This window comes from Amycolatopsis sp. NBC_01488, from assembly GCF_036227105.1.
Taxonomy (GTDB): domain Bacteria; phylum Actinomycetota; class Actinomycetes; order Mycobacteriales; family Pseudonocardiaceae; genus Amycolatopsis.
The window spans coordinates 4,204,273-4,230,739 of the sequence record NZ_CP109434.1 but is presented as its reverse complement, the minus strand read 5'-3'; the positions used below and the strand labels follow the sequence as shown (position 1 = coordinate 4,230,739).

The 26,467-nt window shown below is 71.3% G+C and carries 32 protein-coding genes; 15 read left to right on the top strand and 17 right to left on the bottom strand.

Features of this window, described 5'->3' with window-relative positions:
* Window positions 1-9 precede the first annotated feature (9 nt).
* Window positions 10-939 carry a carbohydrate ABC transporter permease gene (locus OG738_RS20580; protein ID WP_329056018.1) on the bottom strand — a complete coding sequence of 310 codons (930 nt, stop codon included), beginning with the start codon at window positions 937-939 and terminating at the stop codon, window positions 10-12.
* A 130-nt stretch (window positions 940-1,069) separates the two neighbouring features.
* Here OG738_RS20580 and OG738_RS20575 point away from each other — a divergent pair, with 130 nt between their 5' ends.
* Together OG738_RS20575 and OG738_RS20570 are read left to right on the top strand one after the other, a co-directional pair.
* A complete protein-coding gene (locus OG738_RS20575; RefSeq protein ID WP_329056017.1) occupies window positions 1,070-2,059 on the top strand; it encodes a LacI family DNA-binding transcriptional regulator in 990 nt (329 codons plus the stop codon).
* Between the two features lie 363 nt (window positions 2,060-2,422).
* Window positions 2,423-2,608 (top strand): hypothetical protein, encoded by a 186-nt coding sequence (locus tag OG738_RS20570; protein ID WP_020640735.1) that lies wholly within the window; start codon window positions 2,423-2,425, stop codon window positions 2,606-2,608.
* On the opposite strand, the gene OG738_RS20565 is transcribed toward OG738_RS20570, so the two are convergent.
* The 3 genes from OG738_RS20565 to OG738_RS20555 form a co-directional block, all read right to left on the bottom strand.
* Window positions 2,605-3,228 carry a DsbA family oxidoreductase gene (locus tag OG738_RS20565; RefSeq protein WP_329056773.1) on the bottom strand — a complete coding sequence of 208 codons (624 nt, stop codon included), beginning with the start codon at window positions 3,226-3,228 and terminating at the stop codon, window positions 2,605-2,607. The two genes, OG738_RS20570 and OG738_RS20565, sit on opposite strands and share 4 nt — an antisense overlap.
* Window positions 3,229-3,230: 2 nt before the next feature.
* Complete coding sequence (locus OG738_RS20560) at window positions 3,231-3,470, bottom strand: hypothetical protein (RefSeq protein WP_329056016.1); 240 nt, start codon at window positions 3,468-3,470, stop codon at window positions 3,231-3,233.
* Between the two features lie 231 nt (window positions 3,471-3,701).
* Window positions 3,702-4,670: an NAD(P)-dependent alcohol dehydrogenase gene (locus OG738_RS20555; protein ID WP_329056015.1), complete on the bottom strand. Its 969-nt coding sequence runs from the start codon at window positions 4,668-4,670 to the stop codon at window positions 3,702-3,704.
* A 98-nt stretch (window positions 4,671-4,768) separates the two neighbouring features.
* On the opposite strand from OG738_RS20555, the gene OG738_RS20550 reads away from it, so the two are divergent.
* Both OG738_RS20550 and OG738_RS20545 read left to right on the top strand, forming a co-directional pair.
* Window positions 4,769-5,431: a TetR/AcrR family transcriptional regulator gene (locus OG738_RS20550; RefSeq protein ID WP_329056014.1), complete on the top strand. Its 663-nt coding sequence runs from the start codon at window positions 4,769-4,771 to the stop codon at window positions 5,429-5,431.
* A gap of 54 nt (window positions 5,432-5,485) precedes the next feature.
* A complete protein-coding gene (locus OG738_RS20545) occupies window positions 5,486-6,484 on the top strand; it encodes an LLM class flavin-dependent oxidoreductase (protein WP_329056013.1) in 999 nt (332 codons plus the stop codon).
* A 1-nt stretch (window position 6,485) separates the two neighbouring features.
* On the opposite strand, the gene OG738_RS20540 is transcribed toward OG738_RS20545, so the two are convergent.
* The 4 genes from OG738_RS20540 to sigK form a co-directional block, all read right to left on the bottom strand.
* A complete protein-coding gene (locus OG738_RS20540) occupies window positions 6,486-7,160 on the bottom strand; it encodes a fasciclin domain-containing protein (RefSeq protein WP_329056012.1) in 675 nt (224 codons plus the stop codon).
* 94 nt (window positions 7,161-7,254) lie between these two features.
* Window positions 7,255-8,817: a molybdopterin-dependent oxidoreductase gene (locus tag OG738_RS20535; protein WP_329056011.1), complete on the bottom strand. Its 1,563-nt coding sequence runs from the start codon at window positions 8,815-8,817 to the stop codon at window positions 7,255-7,257.
* Window positions 8,818-8,835: 18 nt separating this feature from the next.
* On the bottom strand, window positions 8,836-9,519 hold the full coding sequence (locus OG738_RS20530) for an anti-sigma factor (protein ID WP_329056010.1): 684 nt from the start codon (window positions 9,517-9,519) through the stop codon (window positions 8,836-8,838).
* On the bottom strand, window positions 9,516-10,112 hold the full coding sequence (gene sigK, locus OG738_RS20525; protein ID WP_329056009.1) for an ECF RNA polymerase sigma factor SigK: 597 nt from the start codon (window positions 10,110-10,112) through the stop codon (window positions 9,516-9,518). Before sigK ends, OG738_RS20530 begins: the two co-directional genes overlap by 4 nt.
* A gap of 616 nt (window positions 10,113-10,728) precedes the next feature.
* Here sigK and OG738_RS20520 point away from each other — a divergent pair.
* Together OG738_RS20520 and OG738_RS20515 are read left to right on the top strand one after the other, a co-directional pair.
* Complete coding sequence (locus OG738_RS20520; RefSeq protein WP_329056008.1) at window positions 10,729-11,142, top strand: SsgA family sporulation/cell division regulator; 414 nt, start codon at window positions 10,729-10,731, stop codon at window positions 11,140-11,142.
* Between the two features lie 49 nt (window positions 11,143-11,191).
* A complete protein-coding gene (locus OG738_RS20515; protein ID WP_329056007.1) occupies window positions 11,192-12,568 on the top strand; it encodes a class I adenylate-forming enzyme family protein in 1,377 nt (458 codons plus the stop codon).
* On the opposite strand, the gene ilvD is transcribed toward OG738_RS20515, so the two are convergent.
* The gene (ilvD, locus tag OG738_RS20510; RefSeq protein ID WP_329056006.1) at window positions 12,547-14,238 is read right to left on the bottom strand and encodes a dihydroxy-acid dehydratase; all 1,692 of its coding nucleotides are present in this window, start codon (window positions 14,236-14,238) and stop codon (window positions 12,547-12,549) included. The two genes, OG738_RS20515 and ilvD, sit on opposite strands and share 22 nt — an antisense overlap.
* 115 nt (window positions 14,239-14,353) lie before the next feature.
* On the opposite strand from ilvD, the gene OG738_RS20505 reads away from it, so the two are divergent.
* Window positions 14,354-15,430, top strand: coding sequence for an NAD(P)H-dependent amine dehydrogenase family protein (locus OG738_RS20505; protein ID WP_329056005.1), 1,077 nt, complete (start codon window positions 14,354-14,356; stop codon window positions 15,428-15,430).
* The gene (locus OG738_RS20500) at window positions 15,427-15,912 is read left to right on the top strand and encodes a carboxymuconolactone decarboxylase family protein (RefSeq protein ID WP_329056004.1); all 486 of its coding nucleotides are present in this window, start codon (window positions 15,427-15,429) and stop codon (window positions 15,910-15,912) included. The genes OG738_RS20505 and OG738_RS20500 overlap by 4 nt, the downstream gene beginning before the upstream one ends.
* A gap of 54 nt (window positions 15,913-15,966) precedes the next feature.
* Here OG738_RS20500 and OG738_RS20495 read toward each other — a convergent pair whose 3' ends face one another.
* On the bottom strand, window positions 15,967-17,517 hold the full coding sequence (locus OG738_RS20495) for a GMC oxidoreductase (RefSeq protein ID WP_329056003.1): 1,551 nt from the start codon (window positions 17,515-17,517) through the stop codon (window positions 15,967-15,969).
* Between the two features lie 209 nt (window positions 17,518-17,726).
* Between OG738_RS20495 and OG738_RS20490 the strand changes: the two genes are divergently transcribed.
* Window positions 17,727-18,092, top strand: a complete 366-nt coding sequence (locus OG738_RS20490; protein WP_329056002.1) for an RNA-binding S4 domain-containing protein — start codon at window positions 17,727-17,729, stop codon at window positions 18,090-18,092.
* Between the two features lie 102 nt (window positions 18,093-18,194).
* On the opposite strand, the gene OG738_RS20485 is transcribed toward OG738_RS20490, so the two are convergent.
* Entirely contained in the window at window positions 18,195-18,557 is a 363-nt protein-coding gene (locus OG738_RS20485) for a VOC family protein (RefSeq protein WP_329056001.1), read from the bottom strand.
* A gap of 160 nt (window positions 18,558-18,717) precedes the next feature.
* On the opposite strand from OG738_RS20485, the gene OG738_RS20480 reads away from it, so the two are divergent.
* Together OG738_RS20480 and OG738_RS20475 are read left to right on the top strand one after the other, a co-directional pair.
* A complete protein-coding gene (locus tag OG738_RS20480) occupies window positions 18,718-19,215 on the top strand; it encodes a sigma-70 family RNA polymerase sigma factor (protein ID WP_329056000.1) in 498 nt (165 codons plus the stop codon).
* Window positions 19,216-19,237: 22 nt separating this feature from the next.
* Entirely contained in the window at window positions 19,238-19,540 is a 303-nt protein-coding gene (locus OG738_RS20475) for a cupin domain-containing protein (protein ID WP_329055999.1), read from the top strand.
* 3 nt (window positions 19,541-19,543) lie between these two features.
* Here the strand turns inward: OG738_RS20475 and shbA are convergent, their stop codons facing one another.
* Complete coding sequence (gene shbA, locus OG738_RS20470; protein WP_329056772.1) at window positions 19,544-20,173, bottom strand: RNA polymerase sigma factor ShbA; 630 nt, start codon at window positions 20,171-20,173, stop codon at window positions 19,544-19,546.
* A gap of 362 nt (window positions 20,174-20,535) precedes the next feature.
* Between shbA and OG738_RS20465 the strand changes: the two genes are divergently transcribed.
* Entirely contained in the window at window positions 20,536-22,353 is a 1,818-nt protein-coding gene (locus OG738_RS20465) for an ATP-binding protein (protein WP_329055998.1), read from the top strand.
* 44 nt (window positions 22,354-22,397) lie between these two features.
* Here the strand turns inward: OG738_RS20465 and OG738_RS20460 are convergent, their stop codons facing one another.
* On the bottom strand, window positions 22,398-22,631 hold the full coding sequence (locus tag OG738_RS20460) for a hypothetical protein (protein WP_329055997.1): 234 nt from the start codon (window positions 22,629-22,631) through the stop codon (window positions 22,398-22,400).
* On the opposite strand from OG738_RS20460, the gene OG738_RS20455 reads away from it, so the two are divergent.
* The gene (locus tag OG738_RS20455; protein ID WP_329055996.1) at window positions 22,614-22,988 is read left to right on the top strand and encodes a hypothetical protein; all 375 of its coding nucleotides are present in this window, start codon (window positions 22,614-22,616) and stop codon (window positions 22,986-22,988) included. The genes OG738_RS20460 and OG738_RS20455 overlap by 18 nt on opposite strands.
* 3 nt (window positions 22,989-22,991) lie before the next feature.
* Here the strand turns inward: OG738_RS20455 and OG738_RS20450 are convergent, their stop codons facing one another.
* On the bottom strand, window positions 22,992-23,285 hold the full coding sequence (locus tag OG738_RS20450; RefSeq protein WP_329055995.1) for a hypothetical protein: 294 nt from the start codon (window positions 23,283-23,285) through the stop codon (window positions 22,992-22,994).
* Window positions 23,272-23,952, bottom strand: coding sequence for a hypothetical protein (locus OG738_RS20445; RefSeq protein ID WP_329055994.1), 681 nt, complete (start codon window positions 23,950-23,952; stop codon window positions 23,272-23,274). The genes OG738_RS20450 and OG738_RS20445 overlap by 14 nt, the downstream gene beginning before the upstream one ends.
* Window positions 23,953-24,215: 263 nt before the next feature.
* On the opposite strand from OG738_RS20445, the gene OG738_RS20440 reads away from it, so the two are divergent.
* Complete coding sequence (locus OG738_RS20440) at window positions 24,216-24,383, top strand: hypothetical protein (RefSeq protein WP_329055993.1); 168 nt, start codon at window positions 24,216-24,218, stop codon at window positions 24,381-24,383.
* Here OG738_RS20440 and OG738_RS20435 read toward each other — a convergent pair.
* Window positions 24,380-24,736, bottom strand: a complete 357-nt coding sequence (locus OG738_RS20435; protein ID WP_329055992.1) for a hypothetical protein — start codon at window positions 24,734-24,736, stop codon at window positions 24,380-24,382. The two genes, OG738_RS20440 and OG738_RS20435, sit on opposite strands and share 4 nt — an antisense overlap.
* A gap of 77 nt (window positions 24,737-24,813) precedes the next feature.
* On the opposite strand from OG738_RS20435, the gene OG738_RS20430 reads away from it, so the two are divergent.
* A complete protein-coding gene (locus OG738_RS20430; RefSeq protein WP_329055991.1) occupies window positions 24,814-25,566 on the top strand; it encodes an SDR family NAD(P)-dependent oxidoreductase in 753 nt (250 codons plus the stop codon).
* A gap of 3 nt (window positions 25,567-25,569) precedes the next feature.
* On the opposite strand, the gene sigJ is transcribed toward OG738_RS20430, so the two are convergent.
* A complete protein-coding gene (gene sigJ, locus OG738_RS20425) occupies window positions 25,570-26,430 on the bottom strand; it encodes an RNA polymerase sigma factor SigJ (protein WP_329055990.1) in 861 nt (286 codons plus the stop codon).
* Window positions 26,431-26,467 lie beyond the last annotated feature (37 nt).

The following is a 26,467-nucleotide window of genomic DNA, read 5'->3' as shown; positions in this document are numbered from 1 at the left end:
GTCGCCACGTCACATCTCCTTCCGGGAGCCGCGCAGCTGCACGACGTAGGCGATGACCGCGGTGATCACGCCCATCACGATCGCGACCGTGGCGGAGTAGTTGTACTGCTGGCCGGCGAAGGAGAGGTTGTAGGCGTACATGTTGGGTGTGTAGAAGGTGCCGATGATGTTCGGCACCAGGTTGCGCATGATGTTCGGCTCGTTGAAGAGCTGGAAGCTGCCGATGATCGAGAAGATCGTCGCGATCACGATGGCGCCGCGGATCGCGGGGAGCTTGACGGACCGGATCACGCGGAACGTGCCGGCGCCGTCGATCGCGGCCGCCTCGAACAGCTCCGTGGGGATCACCTTCAGCGCGGAGTAGAAGATCAGCATGTTGTAGCCGACGAACTCCCACGTCACGACGTTGCCGATCGAGGTGAGCAGCCAGTTCTGCGACAGCGGCTTCACCACGTCGGTGCCGAGCAGGTGGTTGAGGTCCGCGGCGAGTCCGAAGTGGTCGCCGTAGATGAAGCCCCACATCAGGGTGGCGACCACGGCGGGCACGGCGTAGGGCAGGAAGATCACGATCCGGAAGAACCCGGCGGCGTGCAGCCGGGCGCTGTCGATCGCCAGCGCCGCGACCAGCGCGAGCAGCAGCATGATCGGCACCTGCACGGCGAGGAACACCAGGACCCGCCGGAAGGACTCCCAGAACTTCGGGTCGCCGAGCACCTGCGCGTAGTTGTCGGCGCCGACGAACACCGTGCCGCCGAAGAAGGCCTGGTCGCGGAAGAGGCTGAGCACGAACGCGTACCCGACCGGCGCGATGAAGGTCAGCGCGAACACCAGCATGAACGGGGCGACGAAGAGCCAGCCTCGCCATTTCCGCCGCGGCCGGCGGGCCGTCGGTGCCGGGCGCGCCGGAACCGGGACGGGCGGTGCCGCTGTGGACGTCATCGTCTTCTCCGGTGTTGCAGATGTTTACGTCAACATGGACGGTCGGAGGGTAACGTGTTGACGTAAACATGTCCAGGACACCCTCTGAGGAGTATTCGTGCCGGCTGCAGCCCCGCGTCGAGGACCGTCGATGGCGGACGTGGCCCGCGAGGCGGGCGTGTCCGGCCAGACGGTGTCGCGCGTAGCGAACGGCAAGACCAACGTGGACGACGCGACCCGCGAGCGCGTCCTCGCCGCGATGCGCCGGATCGGTTACCGGCCGAACAGCGCCGCGCGGGCGTTGCGCAACGGCAAGTTCCGCAGCATCGGCGTGATCATCTCGGCCCTGCCGACGTTCGGCAACAGCCGCACGCTCGACGCCATCGCGGCGGCGGTCGTCCCCGAGGGGTTCTCGATCATCCTGATGCCGGTGACGCGCCCGACGCAGGGTGAGGTGAGCGGGGCGTTCAGCAAGCTGAACGAGCAGGCCGTCGACGGCGTCATCATCCTGATCGAGCAGCACCAGCTCGACCAGAGCGAAATCGAGCTGCCGCACGGGCTCCCGGTGGTGGTGATCGATTCGAGCGCCCGCTACGACTACCCGGTGGTCGACACGGACCAGGCCGACGGCGCGGCGACCGCGACCCGGCACCTGCTGGAGCTGGGCCACGAGACGGTGTGGCACATCGCGGGCCCGCCACAGTCCTATTCGGCCGAGCGGCGCCGCAAGTCATGGCGGGCCACCTTGGAGCTGGCGGGCTGTTCCGTCCCCCCGGTTCTCGTCGGCGACTGGTCTCCGTCGTCGGGCTACCAGGCGGGCTTGACACTGGCGGCCGACCCCGCGGTGACCGCGGTGTTCGTGGCGAACGACCAGATGGCACTGGGATTGCTGCGCGCGTTGCACGAATCGGGCCGGTCGGTACCGGGCGAGGTGAGCGTGGTCGGGTTCGACGACATGGAGGAGTCGGCCCACTTCTGGCCCCCGCTGACGACGATCCGCCAGTCGTTCGAGGCGGTCGGCCGCCACGCGGTTTCGGCGCTGCTGGCGGAGATCGAGACGGGCGCGGAGGCGGGCGAGCCGGTGACGGTGCCGACGGAGCTGGTGGTCCGGTCGAGCACCGCGCCACCACCGGCGGGTTGAGTCCCGGCCGGGCGTGTGCACCGCCCGAGCGCGACGAAACTGTCGGTGCCTGCCGGTAGAGTGGAAAACGGGGGGCGCCCCCGCGGCGAGTCCCGGCGAAGGTGTTTGCTCGGACGCGAGCCGACCGTCTGGGCACGCGAACCGACTGTCCGAGTACGCGCGCGGCCGCTTTGGGCACGCGAACCGGCCGCGCGAGTAGCCGTGCCGGCCGTCCGGGTGCGCGAGCCGGCCGTGCAAATACGCGAAACTCGTTTCGCCGCGCGGAAGCGGGGGCATTACTGGCCACCAAGCCGGATCCCCCGGTACCGCGAACGTCGCAGTGGTGTGGACCATTCGGGCGCACCGCAGCAGAAACGAGGCGTCATGCTCGCCATCCTCGCCGCCGTGCTCTTCGGGCTCGCCCTGCTGATGGAGCTGGCCGGGTTCGGGCTGGGCCCGATCATCACCACCGGGACGCTCACCACCGCCGGGCTGCTGTGCGTCGCGCTGCACCTGGCCGGCGTCGCGACCGACCGGTCGCGGTTCACCCGGAGCCGCCGCCGTCGCTAGCCCGCCGCCGGCTCGAGCGCGCGCCGCAGGACCTGGGCGAACACCTCGGGCGACTGGGCGCCGGCGACACCGAACCGCTGGTCCACCACGAAGAACGGCACCCCGGTCGCGCCGAGCGCCCGCGCCTGTTCGCCGTCCGCCGCGACTTCGGCTTCGTAGGCGTCGGACTCGAGCACCGCGCGGGCTTCGGCCGCGTCGAGCCCGGCTTCGGCCGCCAGCTCCACCAGCGAGTCGCGGTCGAACAGCGACCGCCGTTCGGTGAAGTGCGCGCGGTAGAACCGGTCGACGACGGTGTCGGCCAGCCCGCGCTCGGCAGCGAGGTGCACCAGACGGTGGCCGTCGACGGTGTTTCCCATGTGGACGCCGTCAAGGTGGTACTCGAGACCGTCGGCGGCCGCGCGCTGCTCCATCTGCGCTTCCATCGCGTCGGCTTCTTCGAGCGTCCGGCCGTACTTTTCGGAGAGGACCTCGCGCGTCGGCCGGGACGTCCCGCGCGGGAACGACGGGTCGAGCTGGAACGAGTGATGCACGACCTCGACGTCGGCCCCGAGCTCGGCGACCGCCCGCTCGAAGCGGCGTTTGCCGAGATAGCACCAGGGACAGACGAGATCGGACCAGATGTCTACGCGCACGACGCCACGCTAACCCAGGCGGTGACACGCACTTCAAGGTAACCGTCGCCGACCTGCTGAGCCGCACTCTCCAAAGCCAGGGTGGTCCGGTGATCGTCTCGACCGACGACATCGTCCGGCACGCCGCCACGCTGTTCATCGCCGGAACCCGCCTCGACCTCGGCCGGATGGCGGCGGAGCTGGGGAGTTCGCGCACGACGTTCTTCCGCCGCGTCGGCAACCGCGGTCACGGGCAACGAGGGGATGCGCAAGCTGATCGAGGCGGAGTTGACGGTGGCGTTGCGGGTGTTGACCGACCTCCGCGGCGCGGTCCAGCCGGCCCTGGTCGACGCGCACGTGGAGCTACGAGCCGTTTCTCTGCCCCATCCCGAGCACCAGCGTGCCCATCTCGGACTACCGCGGCACCTGCCCGCACCACGGCTGAACCCCGGCCTCCGGGAGCAACGCCTCCCGGGGACCGCTCACAGCGTCACGACCACCTTTCCCTTCGCGTGCCCGGTTTCCTGGTACGCGATCGCGGCGCGCAGGTCGTCGAACGGGTAGCTCCGGTCGATCACCGGCGTGACCGCGCCCCGCTCCACCAGCGCGGCCAGCTCGCCCAGGACCGCCTTCTTGTCCCGGCAGCCCACCGCGTCCGCCAGCACGGCCCGTCGCCGTGCGAACGGACCGGCGGCCAGCGCCCCGAACGCGTGCCCGGCCGGTTGCAGCCAGCGCCCGGCCGGGCCGCCGACGACCACGAACGTGCCCGTCCGGTCCACCACCCGGCGGCAGGCGGGGAGCGACCGGCTGCCCGCGACGTCCAGCACGAAGTCGTAGCGCCGCCCACTGCGCGTGAAGTCCTCCGCGCGGTAGTCGACGACCTGCTCCGCGCCGAGCGAACGGGCCAGTTCGACGTTCGCCGTGCCGCAGACGGCGTCGACCCGCGCCCCGAGCGCCTTCGCCAGCTGGACGGCGAAGGTGCCGACGCCGCCGGAAGCGCCGTTGACCAGCACGCGCTGCCCGGCTTCCACCCCGCGCAGCGCGAGCAGCGCGGTGACGGCCGCCATCGGCATCGCCGCCGCCTGCTCGTGGGTCAGGCCCGCCGGCATGGGTGCCAGGAGGTCCTCGGATACGCAGACGTACTCGGCGTAGGCGCCGCTCGGCAGCAACGCGAAGACGTCGTCGCCCAGCCGGAAGGTCGCGCCGGCCGTCTCGACCCGGCCGGCCAGGTCGCAGCCGAGGACGCCGGGCCTGGGGCGGCGCAGGCCGAAGCCGCCCTGCATCAGCCGGGCGACGTACGGCTGGCCTCTCATGAAGTGCCAGTCGTACGGGTTGACCGACGTCGCCCGCACCTGGACCAGCACCTCGCCGGGCGCGGGCACCGGATCGGGAACCTCTTCGAAGATCAAGTCGGACGGTGCGCCGTACACGTGCTGGACCAGGGCTTTCATGTCGCCTCCCGCGATTCTTACGCCGTAAGTCGTACTTGGTAAGGTACGCCGTACAACGTAAGGCCGTCAATGCCGCCTTACCTTGTACGATCATGTGGGTGACGACCGACGCGCGGATTCCCCTCAGCCGCGAACGCGTGCTGCGCGCGGCGGTCGAGCTCGCCGACGCACACGGGCTGCGCGCGCTGACCATGCGCCGCCTCGCCGACGAGCTCGGCGCCGAGGCGATGTCGCTCTACTACCACGTGGCCAAGAAGGAAGACGTGCTCGACGGGATCGTCGACGTCGTGGCGGAGGAGATCAACGACGCCGTCGGCCGCGTCGAGCCGTCGCCGGAGTGGAAGGCCGCCGTGCGGCAGCGGATCCTGGCCGCGCGGGAGGTGTTCCTGCGGCACCGCTGGGCGCCCGAGCTGTTCGAGACGAGGTCGTCGAACAGCACCCCGGTGCTGCGCTATTACGACGCGCTCGTCGGGCAGCTGCGCGCCGCCGGGTTCAGCTACGACCTGGTCCACCACTCGCTGCACGCCCTCGGCAGCCGCGCGCTCGGGTTCAGCCAGGAACTGTTCGACCCCAACGCCGGCGCGTCGGCGGACGTGCCGGTGGACCTGGCCTGGCAGCTGCCGAACCTGGTCGGGATGCTGAGCGAGATCGCCCACGACGACCAGGACTCGACGCTCGGCTGGTGCGATGACCAGAAGGAGTTCGAGTTCGGGCTCGACGTCATCCTCGACGGACTGGAGCGGCTGAAGGACCGGGCCTGAGCCCAGCTGGTGGAACTCCCGCGGCGACCCGCACGCCGGAGGCAGAATTGACCCGTGTCGCAACCACTGCGGAAGCTCGGCTTCCTGACCATCGGCCTGTTCGACCCCGCCGACCCGCGGCGGGGGCACGAGTCGACGCTCGGGATCATCGAGCTGGGCGAACAGCTCGGGTTCGACAGCGCCTGGGTGCGGCACCGGCACCTGCAGCACGGCATCTCCTCGCCGGTCGCCGTGCTGGCCGCCGCGTCCCAGCGCACCAGCCGGATCGACCTCGGGACCGCCGTCATCCCGCTCGGCTGGGAAAACCCGCTGCGGCTGGCCGAAGACCTGGCCACCGTCGACCTGCTCTCCGGCGGCCGGCTCAACCCGGGGCTCAGCGTCGGGCCGCCGATGCGGTACGACGAGGTCAAGCGGGCCCTCTACCCGGACACCGCCGACGCCGAGGACTTCTCCTACGACCGCATGCGGCGGCTGCTGGACTTCGTGCGCGGCGAGCCCGCGACGGGGTTCAGCGGCACCGAGGGTTTCGAGGTGTTCTCCGACCGGGTCCAGCCGCAGGCGCCCGGGCTCGGCGACCGCCTGTGGTACGGCGGCGCCAGCCTGCGCTCGGCCGAGTGGGCGGGCGAGCACGCGATGAACTTCCTGACCAGCAGCGTGGTCAAGACCGAAGGCGAGAGCACAGACTTCGCCGAGATCCAGCTGTCGCACATCCGGGCCTTTCGCAAGCGCCACCCGGAAGGCCGCGTCTCGCAGGGCCTGGTCGTGATCCCGACCGACAGCGCGACGCCGGAGCAGCGCGCGAAGTACGAGGCGTACGCCGCGAAACGGCTGCCGCGCACCGCGGAACCGCAGGGCCCGGCGCGGCTGCTCTTCTCCCCCGACTTCGTCGGCAGCTCGGCCGAGATCGCCGAGCGGCTGCACGCGCACCAGGCGTTCCGCGAGATCGACGAGGTGGCTTTCGCCCTGCCGTTCACCTTCGAGCACGAAGACTACGTGCAGATCCTCACCGACATCGCGGAACGCCTGGGCCCGGAGCTCGGCCGGAAGTCCTGACCTATTGGTTGGTGCCCGGGGTCAGCACCTTGCCGATCACGAAGACGGTGGCGTTCTTCGTGGGGATGTTGCCGCACAGGATCTTCGCGCCGTTGACGGTCATGTTCTCGCCCGAGCCCTCGATCTTCAGCGGCCCGCCCGCGGTGTTCAGCGACTCCAGCGAACCCGCGGCCGCGAGGCCCTTGGCGTCGTAGCGCTTGCCGACGACGTGGTACTGCAGGATCGGCGCCAGCTCGGCCGGCTTGCCCGCCAGCTCGGCGAACTTCGCGTCGCCCAGCGCGGCGAAGGCCGGGTCGGCCGGCGCGAACACCGTGATGGCCGGCTGGCTGTTGAGGGTGTCGACCAGGTTGGTGGCCTTGACGGCCGCCACCAGCTTGGTCAGCAGCGGGTTCGTCGACGCGGCCGACGCGACCGGCTGCGGGCCCATCGAGTCGAGCGAGCCGGGCGCGGAGCCCTGGGGCAGCTGCGAACAGGCCGGGCCGAAGACGTCGGCGTTGGTGGTCACGCCGTTGGACGCGGCGGAGTCGGCGGAAGACGACGGCGCGGCCATCGACGACGACGGCGCCATCGAGCTGCCGGAGCTCCCGGAGGAAGCGGTGTCGCTGCCGCTGCACGCGGTCAGCGAAAGCGCGGCCACGGCGGCGAAACCGATTCCGGCGACACGAAGCTTGGTCACGAAAATCACTCCAATAAAGCGGCTGTGAACTTTCTTCTTGCGGGTGTTTCGAGGCTGTCCCGAAAACGGATTGCCCCCGATCGGGTGATTCAGCTCACCGGGCGGTGAAAGCGATACTGTGCCATCCGGTCGCACCGTCGGGAACGGTGCCGGCGCGCATATCGGTCTGCGTGTACCCGCTTTTGTCGGTCGCCCGGCAGACGACCTGGTGGCCGCCGGGAACGGCGTCGAACTCGATCCACCACATGCGCCAGGTGGTGAGGTTTACCTGCTGGGACAGCATGGCTTCGCGCCACGGGCCGTCGTCGATCCGCACCTCGACGCGGTCGACGCCGGTGTGCTGCGCCCACGCGATCCCGGCGACACGCACCTTTCCGGAAGGCACGGTCTCGAACCCCTTCGGCGTGTCGATCCGCGATTCCGTCTTGATCGGCGCTTCCCGGCTCCACCCGCGTTTCAGCCAATACGCCTGACGGTCCCGCCAGGTGGTGACTTCGAGATCGGTGACCCATTTCGTGGCCGACACGTAACCGTACAACCCGGGAATCACCAGGCGCGCCGGAAAACCGTGTTCGATCGGCAGCGGTTCGCCGTTCATGCCGATGGCGAGCATGGCGCCGCGCCCGCGGTCCATCGCCGCGGCGACCGGGCTGCCGGACGTCCAGCCGTCCACACTGGACGAGAAGAGCTGCTCGGCGCCAGGGCGCACGCCGGCCTCTTCGAGCAGGTCCGCGAGGTCGACGCCGATGAAGTTCGCCGTGGACACGTAAGTGCCGCCGACCTCGTTGGAGACGCAGGTCATGGTGATCGTGCGTTCGACGAGCGGCCGGTTGCGGATGTCGCCGTAGCCGTACCGGATCTCGCGGTCCACCATGCCGTGCAGCCGCAGGCTCCAGTCCTCGGTCCGCACCTGCGGGACGGACAGCGCGGTGTCCACGCGGTAGAAGTCGGCGTTGCGCGTCACGAACGTCGGCGTGCCCAGCTTCGCGAAGTCGGCGTCCGCCGGGATCGCCGGCGCGGTCCGGACCGGCACCAGCCGCCCGACCGCCGCGCGCGACGACGCTGCGTCGCGGCTGCCGGCCAAGAGCTGTCCCCCGGCGGCGGCCAACCCGGCGCCGACGAAGACGCCGGCCCCGGCCAGCAACACCGTCCGCCGTGACGAGTCCGGCGCGAGGTCGCGCCGCGCCCACCGGTGCAGGAAGGCGAACGCACCGACGCCGGCGGCCAGGCTCGCCAGCGGGGCCAGCAGCGCGAGCGCGTCGAGGTCGGGGCGGGCGGCCACGGCGACCAGGCCGACGAGCCCGAACCCGGCGACCACGACGAGCCCCGGCCACCGCGAACGACGAGACGCGAGTCCCGCCACGGCCGCGGCGAGCACCATCACCACGGCCATGCCGGAGAGCAGCACGAGCTTGTCGTGGGTGCCGAAGGTGCGGACGGCGAAGTCCTTGAGCTGCACCGGCGTGAGGTCGATGGCGCCGTTGCCGACCGCCAGGTACGGCGACGCGTTGACGCCGACGAACCCGGCGACGAGGTGGCCCGCCGCCAAGGCCGCCGCGAGCGCCAGGACGCCGAGGAGGGCGGCCACCCAGCGGCGCAGCCTGGGTGCGGGGACGCCGGGCGCCGGGGAGGCCTGCTCGGCCGTTGAGGTGGTCATCGCATTCCCGTCGAATAGTCAGGTAAGGGAGATCCGGGTGACGGCCGGGGTCGTGGGGCCGGCGGACCCGCCCGCGGGCTCCACGGTGATCCCGATCCGGTCGGTGCCCGGCGGGATGTCGGACATCAGCATCCGCGGCTGCAGGAGCCCGGCCGAATGCGCTTCGCCGGCACGGATCAGCCACACCTGGTAGACGTGGCCGTCGTCGAGCGCGGGCAGGTCCGAGGCGAGCAGCACGGCCTGGTTCCGGCTGCGCGAGACGACCAGGATGGCGTGCCCCTCGCCGCTGCCCTGGATCGCGGAAGCGTCCGGCGCGGACAGCACCGAGTCGACGGGAGCCGGCGGGGCGGAAGTCGTGACGAGTCCGATCCCGACCGCGACGACGGCGGCCGCGGCGGCCCCGCACAGCGCGACGCGCAGCTGAAAAGCTTTGCCACGGCGAGGTTTCTCCCGGCGCGGCGCCGGGATCCTCGGCGGCAGCTGACGGGTGCGGGCCACGCCGGCGAGCACCCGCGCCTTCAGCTCCGGCGGTGGCGCGACGGTCTCGGCCGCCCCCAGCCGGGCGCCGGTCGAGCGCAGCTCCGCCACCTCCTGGCGGCACGCGGCGCACTCCCCGAGGTGCCGTTCGAACCCGGCACGCTCCACATCGGACACCGCGTCCAGCGCGAAGGCCCCGGTCAGCGTGTGCAGCTCGGCGGTCATCGATCCACCCCCAGGCAGTCACGCAACCGGATCAGACCGTCCCGGATGCGGGTTTTCACAGTCCCCGGCGCCACCTTCAGCACCTCGGCGACCTCGGGATAGGTGTAGCCGTTGTAGTAGGCCAGCACGATCGACTCGCGCTGGAGATCGGTCAGCTCGGCGAGGCACTGCCGCACGCGCTGCTGGTCGAGCGTGGCCAAAGTGGACTCACTGACCTCATCGAACGGCCGCCGCACGTCCATCCGGGCCGCCCGCTCTTCGCGGTCGAGCACGGCCTGGTGCGAGCGCACGCGGTCCACGGCCCGGCGGTGGGCGATCGTCAGCACCCACGACAGCGCGCTGCCGCGTTCCGGGACGTACCTCGTGGCCTTGCGCCACACCTCCACCAGCACCTCCTGCGCCACTTCCTCGGCCTGGGCGTGGTTGCGCAGCACACGCGTCACCAGCCCGAGCACCGGCCCGGCGACGAGGTCGTACAACGCCGTGAAGGCCGGTTCGTCCCCCGCCGCGACCCGCCGCAGCAGCTCCTCGGCGCTCGCCGCGGCCCCCGGCGCGTCGTCCGGATGCAGCCGCAGCCGCCCACGCTCACCCATGCCCGGCACCCTCCACCTCACCCTGCTTGTGGGAGGCGTTCGCGGCCGGACGGCCGCGCGGACTGGTGTGCGGTGGCCCTTCCCACCCGGACGGTGCAACTCCGGTGGCGGGACCCATCCGGGGGCGGGGTGGTTCCGAAAGCCTGGCGTCGAGTTCTGGACGACGGGTCTCGCCGGGCGCTTGGGGCTGTTTCGCGCACTGGGCGCTCCCCGTGCCGGAGTGCTTCCGCGTGCCGGGGGCCCTCCGCGTGCCTGGGGTGCAGCGGCTCAGATGTGGGAGTGGCTCCAGTTGCGGAGCGGCTCCGAAAGTGGAGTCACTTCAGTCATGGAGTGACTCCGGCCATGGAGTCGATAGCGTTACGGAGTCGGAAAGCGCACCGACCCCGAAGCCGTAACGATGCCGAAGGTGTAGCGACTGCACTTATGTAGCGGCTCCGGAACGTCGCCTCACCCTGCGTAAGGAATTTGCCCGTTCGGCCACGCCGATGGTGACGTCGGACACTTCTTGATCACCCCAGAGTGTGAAAGTTTTTCGGAACGCTGGGCGTTCAACTCACTATGGGTTATCCCTGGAACCAGACGAAGTTAACCGACGAGTAGCAAAGGCGGTCCCCCCATGGCCGACCCGCACAGCGTGACCAGCGCCAGCTTCGACTTCGCCCTGCGCACCTTCGGGGCGGGGCCGCGTCCGGTGCCGGCCGAGCTGGAGTACGACACCCGCGACCCGTACGCGGTCGCCGTGGTGCTGCACGCCGGCCCGAGCGCCGTCCGGTGGCTCTTCGGGCGCGACCTGCTCGCCGACGGCCTGCTCGCCTGCTGCGGCGACGGCGACGTGCGCGTCGGGCCCGCCGGGGACCCCGCCCTGGTCGTCGTCGAGCTGAACTCGCCCGACGGCGCCGCCGTGCTAGAGGCGCCCGCCAAGGAGATCGCCGCCTTCCTCGACCGCACCTACGACGTCATCCCCGCCGGGACCGAGACCGACTGGTTCGACTTCGACGAGGAACTCGCGAAGCTCTCCTACCAGGATTGATGTCGGCGCGGACCTCGGCCGGACTGGCCTCGTTGAGTACCGTCGCCCGGTGAGCTTCTTCCTGACGAAGGTGCTCGCCGCGCTCGACGACGGCGGCGATCGCCCCCTGTTCCACTCCGGCGGCGTCACCACCTACCACCAGGCCCGCGAGCGCCTCCGCCGGCTGCACGGCGGCCTCGGACGAACCGGCACCGTCGCCGTCGACCTGCGCAACCGGCCCGAGACGCTCCTCGTCCAGCTGGCCGCCCTCCTGCGCGGCGCGACCGTGCTCCTGGTCCCGGCCTCGGCACCGGCGCGGGACCGGCTGGCCGCCATCGAAGCCGCCGGGGTCACCACCGTCGTCACCGACCGGCCGCACGACTGGCCTGGCGCCACCACGAAAACCCTCGACGACCTGGACGGCGAGCCCGAGCCGCTGGACCCGCCCGAAACCGTCAGCCTGCTGTTCCCCACCGGCGGCACCACCGGCACCCCGAAGCTCATCCGCCACAGCGGCATCTACGACGGCATGGCGCACATCTTCACGCCGAACCCGGACGGCCCCGGCCGCACGCTGCTGGTCGCGCCGATGACGCACATGACCGGCAACGCCACCGTGCTAGGCGCGCTCCTGCGCCGCGACACCGTGGTGCTCCAGGATGGTTTCGACGCAGGCGCGGTCCTCGACGCGATCCAGGAGCACCGGATCGACACGCTCTCCCTGACACCGCCACGCCTGGCCGCGGTACTGGACCATCCGGCGCGCAAGAGCACCGACCTCGGCAGCGTCCGCTCGCTCTCCCTCGGCGCCGCGCCGCTGCCGCCGCACCGGCTCGCGCAGGCCCTCGACGTCTTCGGCCCGGTCGTCGGGCAGGGCTACGGCCTCACCGAAGCCCCGATGATCGCGAGCATCTCCGCCGCCGAACTGATCGCGCGCCCCGAACGGCACAGCTCGGTCGGCCGGATCGTGCCCGGCATGGAAGCCCGGATCACCGAAGACGGCGAGGTCGAGGTCCGCGGACTGTCCATGATGGACGGTTACCTCGGCGGCCCGGCGGTCGGCGCCGGCTGGCTGCGCACCGGCGACCTCGGCCGCTTCGACGACGACGGCTACCTCTACCTGCTCGACCGCGCGGACGACGTCGTCGTGGTCGGCGAGCACGGCACGAAGGTCCCCACGACCGTCGTCGAACACGCCCTCGCGACCCACCCGGCGGTCCGGAGCGCGGCCGTCTTCGGCCTGCCGGGCGAAGACGGCCAACTGCTGCACGCCGTCGTCGTCACGACGAGCGAAGTGACCGAAGACGACCTGAAAGCCCACGCGCGAGAAGCCTTCGGCCAGGAGCACTACGTCCCGGTGAAGGTGGACTTCGCCGACGCGCTGCCGCTCACCGAGGTCGGCAAGGTCGACAAGCGCGCGCTCGTTCAGCTCGTGACGGCACCGTAGGACGACGACCGCACCAGCTTCGCGTACTTCCCGAGCACCCCTTCCGGGAACTTGTTCGGCAGCGGCTCCCAGCCCTCGCGACGGCGAGCCAGCTCGGCCGCGTCGACCAGCAGGTCGATGCTGCGGCCCTTGATGTCGACGGCGATCCGGTCGCCGGTGCGGACGAACGCGATCGGGCCGCCGTCGACCGCCTCGGGCGCGACGTGGCCGATGCACAGGCCGGTGGTGCCGCCGGAGAACCGCCCATCGGTCAGCAGCAGGACGTCGCGGCCCAGCCCGGCGCCCTTGATCGCCGCGGTGATGGCGAGCATCTCGCGCATGCCCGGGCCGCCCTTCGGGCCTTCGTAGCGGATGACGACGACGTCGCCGGCCGAGATGCGGCCTTCGTTCAGCGCCGCCATCGCCTCCTGCTCGCGCTCGAACACGCGCGCCGGGCCTTCGAAGTTGGCGGTGTCGAAGCCCGCGGACTTCACGACGGCGCCGTCGGGCGCGAGCGAGCCGCGCAGGATGGTGATGCCGCCGGTCGGGTGCAGCGGGTTGTCCAGCCGCCGCAGGACCTCGCCGTCGATGGGTTCGGGAGCCAGCTCGGCCAAGTTCTCCGCGACCGTCCGCCCGGTGACGGTCAGCGCGTCGCCGTGGATCAAGCCCTCGTCTAGGAGCGCCTTCATCAGCACCGGGATGCCGCCGTGGCGGTCGATGTCGTTCATGACGTACTTGCCGAACGGCTTGAGGTCGCCCAGGTGCGGGACGCGGTCGCCGACGCGGTTGAAGTCGTCGAGGGTCAGCTCGACCTTCGCCTCGTGCGCGATGGCCAGCAGGTGCAGCACGGCGTTGGTCGAGCCGCCGAGGGCCATGACGACGGTGATCGCGTTCTCGAACGCCTCGCGCGTCAAGATGTCGCGCGCCGTGATACCGCGTTCGAGCAGCCCCACCACGGCTTCCCCGGAAAGGTGCGCGTAGTGGTCGCGGCGGCGGTCCGCGGACGGCGGCGCGGCCGACCCCGGCATGCTCATCCCCATCGCCTCGGCCGCCGACGCCATCGTGTTCGCCGTGTACATGCCCCCGCAGGCGCCTTCACCAGGGCAGATGGCGCGTTCGATGCGGTCGAGGTCGTCGGTCTTCAGGCGGCCGGCCCGGCACGCGCCGACGGCTTCGAAGGCGTCGATCAGCGTGACGTCCTTCTCGGTGCCGTCGGTGAGCTTCACCCAGCCGGGGGCGATCGTGCCCGCGTAGAGGAACACCGACGCCAGGTCGAGGCGCGCGGCCGCCATCAGCATGCCCGGCAGCGACTTGTCGCAGCCGGCCAGCAGGATCGAGCCGTCGAGGCGTTCGGCCTGCATGACAGTCTCGACGGAGTCGGCGATGACCTCCCGCGACACGAGCGAGAAGTGCATCCCGTCGTGGCCCATGGAGATGCCGTCGGACACCGAGATCGTGCCGAACTGCAGCGGGTAGCCGCCGGCCGCGTGCACGCCCTCCTTGGCCGCCTGCGCCAGCCGGTCGAGGGACAGGTTGCACGGCGTGATCTCGTTCCACGAGCTGGCGACGCCGATGATCGGCTTGTGCCAGTCGCCGTCCCCCATCCCGACGGCGCGGAGCATGCCGCGGGCGGGCGCGGCCTCGATCCCGTCGGTCACCGTGCGGCTGCGGGGTTTCGGATCGATCGTCATCGCGGGCCCTCCGGTACGACGTTCGGACGCACTGCATGCTACCCGCGTCCGCGCGGTCCGCTGGCCGGAACGAGTCGCTTTCCGGACCCGGGCGAACCGGCGGAAACTCGGCGAAATGATCGCCACGGTGGTGTGGGGCACGGGCAACGTCGGCCGTGCGGCAATCCGGGCCGTCGACGCCCATCCGGCGCTGGAGCTGACCGCGGTGCTCGTCCACGACCCCGCCAAGGTCGGCAAGGACGCGGGCGCGCTCGCGGGCGTCGGGGATCTCGGCGTCGCCGCGACCGACGACGTCGACGCCGTCCTCGGCGCGCGGCCGCGAGCCGTCGTCTACGCCGCGTCGGGTGACGTCCGGTTCGACGACGCGCTCGCCGACATCGTGCGCGCGGTCGGGACGGGCGCGGTGGTCGTGACACCGGCGCTCTACCCGCTCTACGACCAGCGCAACGCGCCGCCCGAGCTGCGCGATCCGGTGCTCGCGGCGATCAAGGAGGGCGGTGGCTCGCTGTTCGTCTCCGGCGTCGACCCCGGCTGGGGCAACGACGTGCTGCCGCTGCTGATCAGCGGGCTCGGCACGGACGTCGACGTCATCCGCTGCCAGGAGATCTTCGACTACTCGACCTACGAGCAGCCCGACTCCGTCCGGTACCTGGTCGGCATGGGCCAGCCGATGGACTACGACCCGCCGATGCTGATGGCCGGCGTGCCGTCGATGGTGTGGGGCGGCCAGGTCCGGCTGATCGCGCGCGGTCTCGGCGTCGAGATTGACGAACTCCGCGAGACGCTGCAACGACGTCCGCTCGAGGAAACCGTCTCCACGCGGACCATGGGCGAGTTCGAGCAGGGCACGCAGGGCGCGGTGCGGTTCGAGGTGCAGGGCATCGTCGACGGCGAGCCGCGGATCGTCATCGAGCACGTGACGCGGATCCACCCGTCGTGCGCGCCGGACTGGCCGACGCCGCCCAGCGGCGACGGCGCCCACCGCGTGATCATCGAAGGCCGGCCGCGCATCGAGGTCAGCGTCGAAGCGAGCGACGAGGGCGAAAACCGTTCCGCGGGCGGCAATGCCACCGCCGTCGGCCGGCTCGTCGGCGCGATCGACTGGCTGGCCGAGGCGGAACCCGGCCTGTACGACGCACTCGACGTCCCGCTGCGCCCGGCAGCCGGCAAGCTCGGAAGGAGGCGCTCGTGAACATCGACATCCCCGAGGGCAAGGACCCGATCGGGTACGTGTGGGGCGAAATGGTGCCCGGCATCGGGATCGCCGCTTCGCAGTTCTCGCTCGCGGTGTACGCGCACACGACGTTGGGGCTGCGGGAATTCGAGGCCGCGCGCCTGCGGATCGCGCAGATCAACGGATGTATCTTCTGCCTCGACTGGCGCACCGAACGCGACGGCGTGAAGGTCGAGCCGGAGTTCGCGGACGCCGTCTCGGAATGGCGCACCACCGAACTCTTCGACGAGCGCACGCGCCTGGCGGCCGAGTACGCCGAGCGGTACACACTGGACCACCACAACCTGGACGACGAGTTCTGGAAGCGGATGTCCGCGCAATACACGCAGCGGGAGATCGTCGAGCTGAGCATGAGCCTGGGCGCGTGGCTGGCCTTCGGGCGGCTCAACCACGTCCTGGGACTGGACACCGTCTGCGTCCTGCCGTCCCACCGGTCGTGAGTGGGAAACAGTGTTAGAACACTGTTTCTCACTCACGACGAGCCGCGGGAGACCCTAGAAGTCGGTCGCGATGATCTTCTCGATGTTGCGTTCGGCCAGTGCCGTGATCGTCACGAACGGGTTCACGCTGGTGTTGCCCGGGATCAGGGAGCCGTCGATGGCGTACAGGCCCTGGTACCCGGCCAGCCGGCCGTAGTTGTCGGTCGCCTTGCCGAGCACCGCGCCGCCGAGGGGGTGGTAGGTGAGCCCGTCGCCCCAGGTCTTGTACACGCCGAAGAGGTCGGTCCGGTAGATCGTCCCCTCCTTGGCGTTGATCTTGTCGAAGATGGTCTTCGCCATGTCGATCGCGGGCTGCTTCCACGCCGTCTGCCAGTTCAGGTCGACGCTCTGCGTCGCCGGGTTCCACGAGAACTGCGCGCGGTTCGGGTTCTTCGTGATCGACAGGTAGAACGACGCCCATGTCTCGATCCCGGTCGGCAGCGGCGCCACCTCGGCGAACGCGCCGCCCGCCGTCCAGTTGTCGATGCCGCCGCAGGGGATGGACGACTGGAGGCTGCCGGTCGGGTCCCAGATCTGGTTGGCGCGCCCGACCATCACGTTCCCGTTGTCGCCCCAGTTCTTGCCGACCTCGCCGTTCAGGCCGGGCAGCGCGCCGGTGGCCTTCAGCTTCACGAGCAGCTTGCTCGTGCCGACGCTGCCCGCGGCGAAGAACACCTTGTCGGCGGTCACGCTCTTGGTCGCGATCACCCCGCCCGTGGTGTCGAGCTGCTCCAGCGTCACCGTGTAGCCGCCGCCGGACGCGGGCGTCACCGACGACACGCGGTGCAGCGGTGAGATGGTGACCCGGCCGGTCGCCCGGATCTGCGGGAGGTAGGTCTTCTGCAGGGACTTCTTGCCGTAGTTGTTGCCGTACAGGATTTCCCCGGCCAGCGCCGACCGCGGCACCGTGTTCGCCTGCTCCTGTTCCATGTAGTTCCAGTCGTAGACGTCCGGGACGAAGACGAACGGGAACCCGGACCGCTGCGCCTGCTTCCGGCCGACCCGCGCGAACTGGTAGCAGTCGGCGGTGTCGAACCACGCCGGGTCGACGAGGCCGACGCCGAGACCGGCGTTGGCGCGCGGGTAGTAGGTGTTGTACATCTCGTCGGCGCTGACCGTCGGGAGGATCGCGCCGAAGTTCTCCCGCTTGGGCGTGACGGCCATGCCGCCGTTGACGAGCGAGCCGCCGCCGACGCCGCGGCCCTGGTACACGGTGATCCCGCTGAACTCCTCGGCGTCGAGGATGCCGGTGTACTTGGGGATGTCCTTGTCGATCGGGAACCCGAGGAAGTTGGACAGCGGCTGCTTCGTCCTGGTGCGCAACCAGTACGAGCGCTGGTCGGGGCTGGTCGTGTTGGCGAAGATCTTGCCGTCGGAACCGGGCGTGTCCCAGGCCATGCCCATCTCGACCAGCTGCACGTCGACGCCGGCCTGGGCCAGCCGCAGCGCGGCGACGGAGCCGCCGTAGCCGGAGCCGATCACCAGCGCGGGTACGTGCGCGGCGTCGGCGATGGTGGCGGACGAGGTAGCGGCGGCGGCCCGGCTCCCCACTGCCGCGGCGGCCAAGATAGAACCAGTTCCAGCGATGAAAAGACGGCGGGAAACTGTGCCAGAAGCTGTTCTCCACACGGGTTCGTCACGCATGTGATGGTCCTCACCGTTGAGGTATATTAGAACAGGTTATAACTCAGTGGTGCAGACAAGTCGACATATACCCGCGAGTAACCTCCCCGGGCCGCGCGAGGATTCCGCTGAATGGGCCATGATGGACGACTGTGGAGTCGACCCGAGTGGACCGCTGGCTCTGGGCGGTCCGGCTGACGAAGACCCGTCCGGACGCCGCGGCGGCGTGCCGGGGCGGGCACGTGCGCGTCAACGACAAGCCGGCGAAGCCCGCGACGACCGTCGTGCCCGGCGACGAAGTGCGCCTGCGCGTTGCCGGGACGACCAGGATCCTCGACGTGGTACGGGTGATCCAGAAACGCGTCGGCGCGGCGGACGCGGCCACGTGCTTCGTGGACCGGACGCCGAAGCCGCCGCCGGAGACCGTGATCCCGGTCGCCCGGCGCGACCGCGGCGCGGGCCGGCCGACCAAAAGGGAGCGTCGCGTGCTGGACGCGTTCCGGCAGGGGGACCTCTGAGGTGATGCGATCGACCCATTCGGAAAGGGGTCGATCGCCACACCACCGCGTTTCCGCGAATGCGGCTTCCGGACGTTCCCGAATCGCCCCGGGATTCTCCGGCTACCGATCGGAGCTGAGGAACTCCAGCCGGTTGCCGAGACAGTCGTGGGTGTAGAAGCGGCGGTGGCCCGGGAAGCCGTCGTCCCATTCGACGTCGGCGCCGTGGCCTTCGAGGCGGGCCGCCAGCGCGTCGAGGTCGTCGGCGAGGATGCCCGGGTGGGCCTTGCGGGCCGGCCGGAAGCCCGGTTCGGCGCCGAGGTGGAGTTCGAGGCCGCCGGTCCGCAGCCAGAGCCCGCCGCGCCCGGCGAGCGCGGGCGGCTTCGGGACCTCGGTCAGGCCGAGCACGCCGACGTAGAACGCGCGGCAGCGGTCCTCGCTGCCCGGCTCGATGGCCAGCTGGACGTGGTGCAGGCCGAAGGTCATGCCCCCAGCCTGCCACGCCGGCCGATGGTCATCGCGTGCGTTGACCTCGGGATCGACGCCCCGCTCGCGGATTTCCTGGAAATAGCGGGGACTTCGCCGGGGCCGGGTCGGTTCCGGGGGAAAACGGGTAGTCCCCTGCCGGACCGCTCGGAGGGGACCCATGACCACGGTAGAAGAAGCCCCGGATCGCTTGCTGGCCGCGGCGCGGCCGCTGGTGGTGCGCTACTGCCGCGCCCGCCTCGGCGCGGACTCGGCCGACGACGTCGCGCAGGACGTGTGCGTGGCGCTGTTCAAGGCGCTGCCCGGGCGGCCGCCGGACCGGCCGTTCCCGAACTTCGTGTGCGGCATCGCCCGGCACAAGGTCGCGGCCGCCCGCAAGGCCGCGGCGAAGCAGTGGGACGAGCCGGTGGCCGAGCTGCCCGACGAGGTCGACGCCTCGCTGGACCCGGAGCGCCACGCGCTGCGCCGCGAGCTGGGCGAGCGGATGGCGAAGCTGCTGCAGGTGCTGCCGGAGAAGCAGCGGGAGATCCTCGTCCTGCGCGTGGCGGTCGGCATGTCGGCGGAGGAGACGGCGGAGGTGGTCGGGTCGACGCCCGGCGCGGTCCGCGTCGCCCAGCACCGGGCGCTCAGCCAGCTGCGGAAGGTCGTCGGCGGCTGATGCCCGGCGCTACGCTGGCCTGGTGAGCGACAGCGAGAACTTCGAAGGACGCGACGTCGGGTCCGGGATCTCCGTCATCCGCGAAAGCAGCGACGTCGTCGGCTCCGGGCCGCGGCTGCACCGGCACCCGTACACCGAGACGTTCGTCATCATCCGGGGACGGGCCCGGTTCACCGTCGGCGCCGAGGAGCGCGACGGGGGCGCCGGGGACGTGCTGGTCGTCCCCGCCGGCATCCCGCACAAGTTCGCCGTGCTCGGCCCTGGTGTCTATGAAGCCGTGCACATCCACGAGAGCGACCACTTCATCACCGAATGGCTGGAGTGACGCTCAGAACCCGCCCTCGGGGATCATGGCGCGCAGCTTCGTCAGCGCGCGGTACTGCGTGATCCGGACGTTGCCGGCGGAGATGCCGAGCGCGTCCGCCGTCTCGTTGGCCGACAGGCCGACGACGATCCGCAGCGTCAGGATCTCCTGGTGCAGCGGCGGCAGCGTCGCCATCAGCCGGCCCAGCCGGGCGCCGAGATCGAGGTCCAGCACGTGGTTCTCCGGCTCGTTGCCACCCAGCGGCCGGTCCGGCAGCTCCGGCACGGGCTTCGACCGGTCGCGCGCCACCGAGCGGAACGCGTCGGCGACCTTGTTCGCGGCGATCGCCCGCACGAGGTACAGGAACGAGCCGCCGCGGTCCTGGTAGCCGGGCAGCACCTTCAGCACGGCCAGGCAGACCTCCTGCGCGACGTCGTCGGCCGAGAGGTACGAAAGGTCGCGCCCGCCGATCCGGGCGCGGCAGTAGCGCACGACCGTCGGCTTGATCAGCCGCAGCAGCGCCTGGACCGCGTCCGGGTCGCCGGTGCGGGCCGCCGCCACGACCGGGTCGAGCTGCTCCTTCGTCAGCTTGCCGTCCGGACGCGGCAGCTCGTCGAGCACGACGTAGCCTTCGACCGCCGTCTCCGCCGTCATGGTGTCCACGGGTTTCCCTCCTCGCATCGTCCACCGGACCGCCATCGGGTAACCCGTCGCCCACCATCGACCACACTGGTCCTCGGACGATTCTCCTGTCGCTTCCCACGATTTCCCGGTCCGACATCCGGAGTAATCGAGCCGCTGACCAGCAACGTTGCAGTGGTGTGGTTCTTGTCCAGATATTGTCCGTTAACCGGAAACGGCCCATCGGGCTTACCCGGCGGTCATCCCCGCCGGGCGGGTCAAATAGTGGACAGATCCTGCCGCGGCGGGGTGTCCGGTAGCGAATTCGGGTTCCGTTCCGATCCTTGGCGCGTGAGGTGGAACCGACCGTCAGGAACCGAAGCCATGATCACCCATTGAACGCCGCCGCAGCCCCCGTACCGGTCGCCGACCGGTTCGACGTGTTCCTCTGTTCCGCGGCGGCCGACCGGGCCGAAGAAGCATTGCGGGCCGGTGGGCTGCGCGTTTTCCGAGCCCATCCGTTCGACGATTTCGACAAGATCGCGCCGGAACTGGCGGCGTCCCGCGTGCTGCTCGCCGATCCGCCCGGCCCGTCGGCTTCTCGCGTGCTCACGATCATTCCCGGGGAATCGCTGCGGGATCTCCTCCGGCGGGTTCTGTCCGCGGTCGCCGTGGGCCCGGGACTTCCGTTGCCGTCGACTGTCCACAGTGCACTCGCCGCGCGGCGGACGGTTTTGGTGCGCGGGCCCGCGGGCGTCGGCAAGACGACGCTGGCCGAGCAGTGCGCGTGGCTGTTCGGCCGGTTCGGCGGCCGGGTGCTGCGGATGGGCCCGTTCGGTCACCTCGACCCGGACGACTTCCTCCCCCAATTCCACCTCGCCCTCGCGACGGCGGCGGGCACGTCCGGTGTCGGCTTCGACCGGTTGCGCACGTCGCTCGCGGCCCGGATCGACGCGGCGGGCTCGCCGGTGCTGCTGCTGGTGGACGACGTCCCGGCCGGAGTGCCGCCGGGTGTGCTCGACCGGGTGGTGCTGCCGTCGGCCTGGGTCCGCACGCTGCTGACCAGCCGCTGTGCCCGGTGGACCGCCGCGGAGGTGGACGTGCCGGGCCTCCCGCTCGAGGAGGGCCTGCGGCTCCTCGGATCACCGGACGCCGGTTTCGTCGCCCGCTGCGACGGCCACCCGATGACGCTGCGGGCCACGGCGTCCACCTTGCGCGAGCGACCCGGTTCGTCGTCGGACGGCCTGCCGGACACGGCACCCCAGGCGATCCGCGACGTAGTGGTCCGGCTCGACCCGGCGGCTCGCGCGGTGCTGCGGCTGGGCGGCGTGCTGGCACCGGCGCCGATCCCACCGGAGGTGGCGCGGGGCGAGATGGCCGGCGACGTGTTCGAGGCGGCGGTGGCGGAGCTGGTCGAGCAGGGGTTCGCGACCTGGGTGGGTGCGGACGTCCGGCTGCAGGCTCTCGCGGTCGAGGTGGCGTGCGGCGAGTTCGGGGCATCGGCTCCGGAGGGGGCGGCGGAAGCGGTGCTCAGGGGGCTCGCGAACGGCGGGGTTCCACCTGGCCACGCGCAGGCGGTGCCGGACCATGCGGCCGGAGCGGCATCCGGCGAACCCCCGAACGGCAGCGCTGCGCCCGACCACGCGAGCACGGTCGAACCGGCGGTCAGTTGCGGGCCGGCGGAAGCCGTTGCCGGTGGTGACAGCCCGCCACCGTTTCTCGGGACGGCCGCCGGTGAACGGCACTTCCTCCTGCTTCAGCACGCCCGCGTGCTCGCCGAGCACTGCCCCGCCCATCGGGTTGCTCTGCTTCGGCCCGTCGCGGCCGCGCACGAAGCGCACGGGGATCCCGTCACCGCCGGGGAAATCCACGCCGCCATTCTCGCGACCGGCGAAGCGACCTCCGCCGACTTCACCGCGGCCCCCGGGTCGACCTCGCCTGCGGGCTGGATGCCGAAGCCGTCGGGCATGCGCGGCAAGCACTCGCCCTCGCCGGCGACGCTCCCGAAGCCGCCCTCGTCGCGGCCCAGGCCCTCGACAGCCAAGGCGACTACGCCGAAGCCGACCGCGCCTTCTGGCTCACCCACCTCCCCGCCACCACCGAACAGCGATACCTCGCCGCGAAAGCCCGCAGGCTCCGCGGGCGCCCGCAAGACGCCATCGCCCTTCTCGAACCCGCGCTCGCCGACCCCGGCCCGATCCGGGAAGCGCTGAACCTCGAGTACGCGAGGAACCTCCTCCAAGCCGGGCAGCCGAAGCTAGCGCGCGAGGTCGCCACCGGGATCGAAGGCCCGGACGCCGAGGCGATCCGGGCCGACGCCGCCCTCGCCGACAACGAACCGGCCGACCTCGAGTACGCCGAAAGCCCCGCGGCCCTGACGGCGTCGGTCCACGCCGCGCGGGCGTTGCTGGCGGTCGGCCAACCGCGGCAGGCGCTGGCCACCCTGGGCGATCTCGAACCGATCGTCCGCCGGGTGCTCGGCGACGACCACCCGCTGCACTGCCGGGTCCGCCACGCCATGGGCCTCGCGCACGCCCGGCTCCGCGCGTTCGACCGGCAGGCCGACCTGCTCGAAAGCATTCGAGGGCCGCAGATCCGCGTCCTGGGCCGGAGTCACCCGGAGACTCTCGAAACGCGCCTCGACCTTGGGCTCGCGCTCGCCCTCAGCGGCCGCGGCCCGCTCGGCCGGGCGACGAAACTCGTCGACGACGCCGCCCGCGACGCCGAAACCGCGTCCGGTGTCAGCGCCGCGCTGGCCGCCAAGGCGCGGGCCGCCAAGCAGGTCGTCCGGCTGCCGGAACCGTTCGTGTCCGCGCTGCACGCCCTCGAACGGCTCGTCTGGCCCTGACCCTCACCCCAGGCCGGCCGGCTGCCACCGGATCCCGTACGCGAAGCCGGGCGCGAGATGCCGGAACCGGACGTGCACCTCGCCCGCGTCGTCGGTCTCCAGCACCGCTCCGCGCGGGAAGCGCGTGTCGTTCTGGAAAGCCTTTTCCAGAACGACTATCCGGTCCGGGACGCGGTCGCCGAACCGGACGTGGAGGTCGAACAGGTCGCACGGGTGCCGCGGCACGCAGATGTAGTGCGGTTCCCGCATGTTCGCCCGGACGCGCAGTCCGACGTCGTGCCGCTCACCGCGCCGCAACGATCCCGGCAACCGCAACGCCAGCCCGACCCGGGTCGCTCGACTCCATCGCCCGGCCGGTGAGCAGACCACCGTGGAACACGTCGACGACCAGATCCGACTCGCGCACCGAATGGCCGGATTCGCCGGCCGCGGTGAGCGTCAGTGCCAGGTCCAGCTCGACGATTTCGTCGGCATCGGCGACGACCCGCCGGAATTCGAACGCCTCGGCCACCGGCTGGTCGAGTGCGAGCGTGACGCGCAGTTCTTCGGTGTGCCAACTCCGGCTCGGATAGCGCGGCCGCGGATCCGGGACACCGGTCGCGACGGCCATTGCCGCGACCTGCTCGATTCCTTCGTCGATCCGCCGCCGCACCGTCCGGTCGTCACGGTCGAGCGTGATCGCCGCCCAGTGCACCCGTTCCTGGTAGAACGGCTTTCGCGCGCGCTCGTCCAGCGCGAACGCGGCCCGTAGCGCGATCTTCAGGTCATCGGGCAACGACTCGACGAGTGGCCACAATCGGTCCGTGAGTTTACGCCGCACCACCACCGAGTCGTCATCTTCCAAAATGCCACAGGTGGCGCGCAAAGCAGGTCCGACGCGATCCGCGAGCGGTGTGGTGAAAATTCCCCTCCCTTTGCGCAGGACCTTAAGCTCGCCGACCACGTCCGCCGCATTGAGGCCCACCGTTCCTCCCTCACCGTTCCCGCACGGGCATCAATATTCGTCAGTGCCGACGCCGATGTCCAGTCGATCATGACGCGGCAAACGGATCGTTATCCGCCGCATTCTTGACGGGCGAGATCGATTTCGCGCGGGAAATCACCGGAACCCGAGGTGGCCGCCCGCCGCCCCCTGCGCGCGGTCGTGTCGAACGTGTCGAAGCGGCGTCCGCCACTCCGGCGGGTGATCCTGGCGTGGCCGTGCGGGGACCGGGGTACTTGTTGATCATGAACCCGAAGATGTGGCGCCTGCTGATCTCGGGGTCGCTGCGGCTGTTCCTGATCGGCGCCGTGCCGGCCGCGGCACACCTGTCGCTGTTCGTCGGCGTGGTCGCGACGGCGATCGCCTTCGTCGTGCCCGCGCCGCGGACCCCGCACGAACGCCTGGGTCCCTAGGCGGCGACGATGCGCGCCAGCACGGCCGGTACGGCCCGTTCGAGCCCGGCCGCCGCGCCGTCCTCGCCGGCCAGGTGCCGGAGCAGGGCCTGCTGGAACAGGCCGTCGAGCATCGCGTACGCGACGGCCTGCGGCACCCCGGCCGGCGCGGACGCCAGTTCGGCGTAGCGCACGACGACGTGGTGGATCATCTCCTCGCGGTGCCGGTCGATCTCGAGCACGTCGGCGCGGAAGGAGTCCTCGAACAGGCTCTGCGCCGACTCCGCCAGCTGGGCCCGCCGGTCGGCGAACTTGTCCACCTGGCGGCGCGAGATCCGGTCCCGGGTCCGCTCCTTGGCCTCCGTCACCTGCACCGTCCGTCACTCCGTGGTTGCGCGCCAGTCTATCGACCGCTTGACCAGCTTTCCCTTGACAAGTGTCCAAGAGACCCTTGACGACTGTCCAGACCTTGGCGATGCTGGGCGCCGACCGGCTCGAGGAGGAGGTGTCCGTGCGCCGACACGACCTGTCCGGCCGCGCCGTGCTGGTCACCGGTGGCGCGCGCGGCCTGGGAGCCGGCATGGCCGAAGCGCTGGCCGAGGCCGGCGCCGCGGTGGTGGTCGCCGACATCCGGGCGGACCTGGGCCGCGCGACCGCGGACGCGCTCCGGCGGCGCGGCGCGGTCGCCGCGTTCGTCCGGCTCGACGTCACCGACGACGCGAGCTGGGAGCAGGCCGTCGCCGAAACGATCGCCGAGCTCGGCGGCCTGGACGTCGTGGTCAACAACGCCGGCGTCGAGATCTCCGGCCTGATCGCCGACCTCGACCCGGCCGACGTCCGGCGGATGCTGGAGGTCAACGTCCTCGGCACCGCGCTCGGCCTCAAGCACGCGTTCCGCGCGATGCGCCCCGGCGGCCCGGCGGGCCAGGGCGGCACGGTCGTCAACATCGCGTCGGTCGCCGCGACGGTCGCCTTCCCCGGTATCGCCGGCTACGCCGCGACGAAGTCCGCGGTCGACCGGCTGACCCGCGTGGCTGCCGCGGAGGCCGGGAAGCTCGGCTACGACGTGCGCGTCAACTGCGTCTACCCCGGCCTGGTGCGCGAGGTCGGCGGCGTGGCCGACGCCGTCGTGTTCCTGGCTTCCGACGCCGCCCGGTTCGTCACCGGCGCCGGCCTGCCCGCCGACGCCGGCCTGACCACGTGACCCCTACGCCGCCCGCCAGGGCCGGAGCTTCTCCGGGTTGCGCACCGCCCAGATCCGCCTGATCACCCCGGCCGCGACGTCGAAGGCGAACACCGTCTCGACCACGCCGCCGCGCTCCGCGTCCAGCCCGGGCCGGCCGTTGACCACCCGCTCCCGCAGCGTCATCGCCGGGATCCGGCCGATGATCCCGACGGCGTACCGCGCCACGCGCTCCCCGCCCACGACCGGGCGCGCCACCGTGCCGACGAGACCGCCGCCGTCCGCGACCGTGACGACCGACGGGTCCAGCAGGCCGATCAGGCCCGGGATGTCCCCGGCCGCCCACGCCGTCTTGAACGCGCGGACGACTTCGGCGCTCCTCGCGGGCGACAGCGCCGGAGCCGGCCGGACGCGGCGCCGGGCCGACGTCGCGAGCTGGCGGCACGCCGCCGGGGAGCGCCCCAGGATCGAAGCCACCTCCGCGAACGGGTAGCCGAAGACGTCGTGCAGGACGAACGCCACCCGCTCCGCCGGCGTCATCGCCTCGCAGACGACGAGGAACGCCATCGTGATCGACTCGTCGAGCAGCAGCAGCTCGGCCGGGTCCGTGAGGCGGTCCGACGGCAGCGGCTCCGGGATCCATTCGCCCGCGTACCGTTCCCGCCGGACCCGCGCCGAGCCCAGGACGTCCAGGCAGACGCGGCTCGCGACCGTCGTCAGCCACGCGCCGGGCCTTTCGATCGCGTTCCGCCGCGGCTCGGGCAGGGCGTACCACCGGCCGTACGCCTCCTGGACGACGTCCTCGGCGTCGCTCAGGGAACCCAGCAGCCGGTAGGCGATGCCGAGCAGCCGCGGCCGCTCGGTCAGCACGTCGTTCTCGCTCACACGGCCATGACGAGTGGCGGCGGCGATCTGTGACACC

What these genes read in the sequence shown, in the direction of transcription:
- OG738_RS20480 (WP_329056000.1), top strand. Translation starts at nt 18,718, where the DNA reads ATGACCACGGTAGAAGAAGCCCCGGATCGCTTGCTGGCCGCGGCGCGG.
- shbA (WP_329056772.1), bottom strand. Translation starts at nt 20,173, where the DNA reads ATGACGGCGGAGACGGCGGTCGAAGGCTACGTCGTGCTCGACGAGCTG.
- OG738_RS20505 (WP_329056005.1), top strand. Translation starts at nt 14,354, where the DNA reads ATGATCGCCACGGTGGTGTGGGGCACGGGCAACGTCGGCCGTGCGGCA.
- OG738_RS20555 (WP_329056015.1), bottom strand. Translation starts at nt 4,670, where the DNA reads ATGAAAGCCCTGGTCCAGCACGTGTACGGCGCACCGTCCGACTTGATC.
- OG738_RS20535 (WP_329056011.1), bottom strand. Translation starts at nt 8,817, where the DNA reads ATGACCACCTCAACGGCCGAGCAGGCCTCCCCGGCGCCCGGCGTCCCC.
- OG738_RS20530 (WP_329056010.1), bottom strand. Translation starts at nt 9,519, where the DNA reads ATGACCGCCGAGCTGCACACGCTGACCGGGGCCTTCGCGCTGGACGCG.
- OG738_RS20580 (WP_329056018.1), bottom strand. Translation starts at nt 939, where the DNA reads ATGACGTCCACAGCGGCACCGCCCGTCCCGGTTCCGGCGCGCCCGGCA.
- OG738_RS20570 (WP_020640735.1), top strand. Translation starts at nt 2,423, where the DNA reads ATGCTCGCCATCCTCGCCGCCGTGCTCTTCGGGCTCGCCCTGCTGATG.
- OG738_RS20485 (WP_329056001.1), bottom strand. Translation starts at nt 18,557, where the DNA reads ATGACCTTCGGCCTGCACCACGTCCAGCTGGCCATCGAGCCGGGCAGC.
- OG738_RS20575 (WP_329056017.1), top strand. Translation starts at nt 1,070, where the DNA reads ATGGCGGACGTGGCCCGCGAGGCGGGCGTGTCCGGCCAGACGGTGTCG.
- OG738_RS20440 (WP_329055993.1), top strand. Translation starts at nt 24,216, where the DNA reads ATGAACCCGAAGATGTGGCGCCTGCTGATCTCGGGGTCGCTGCGGCTG.
- sigK (WP_329056009.1), bottom strand. Translation starts at nt 10,112, where the DNA reads ATGGGTGAGCGTGGGCGGCTGCGGCTGCATCCGGACGACGCGCCGGGG.
- OG738_RS20520 (WP_329056008.1), top strand. Translation starts at nt 10,729, where the DNA reads ATGGCCGACCCGCACAGCGTGACCAGCGCCAGCTTCGACTTCGCCCTG.
- ilvD (WP_329056006.1), bottom strand. Translation starts at nt 14,238, where the DNA reads ATGACGATCGATCCGAAACCCCGCAGCCGCACGGTGACCGACGGGATC.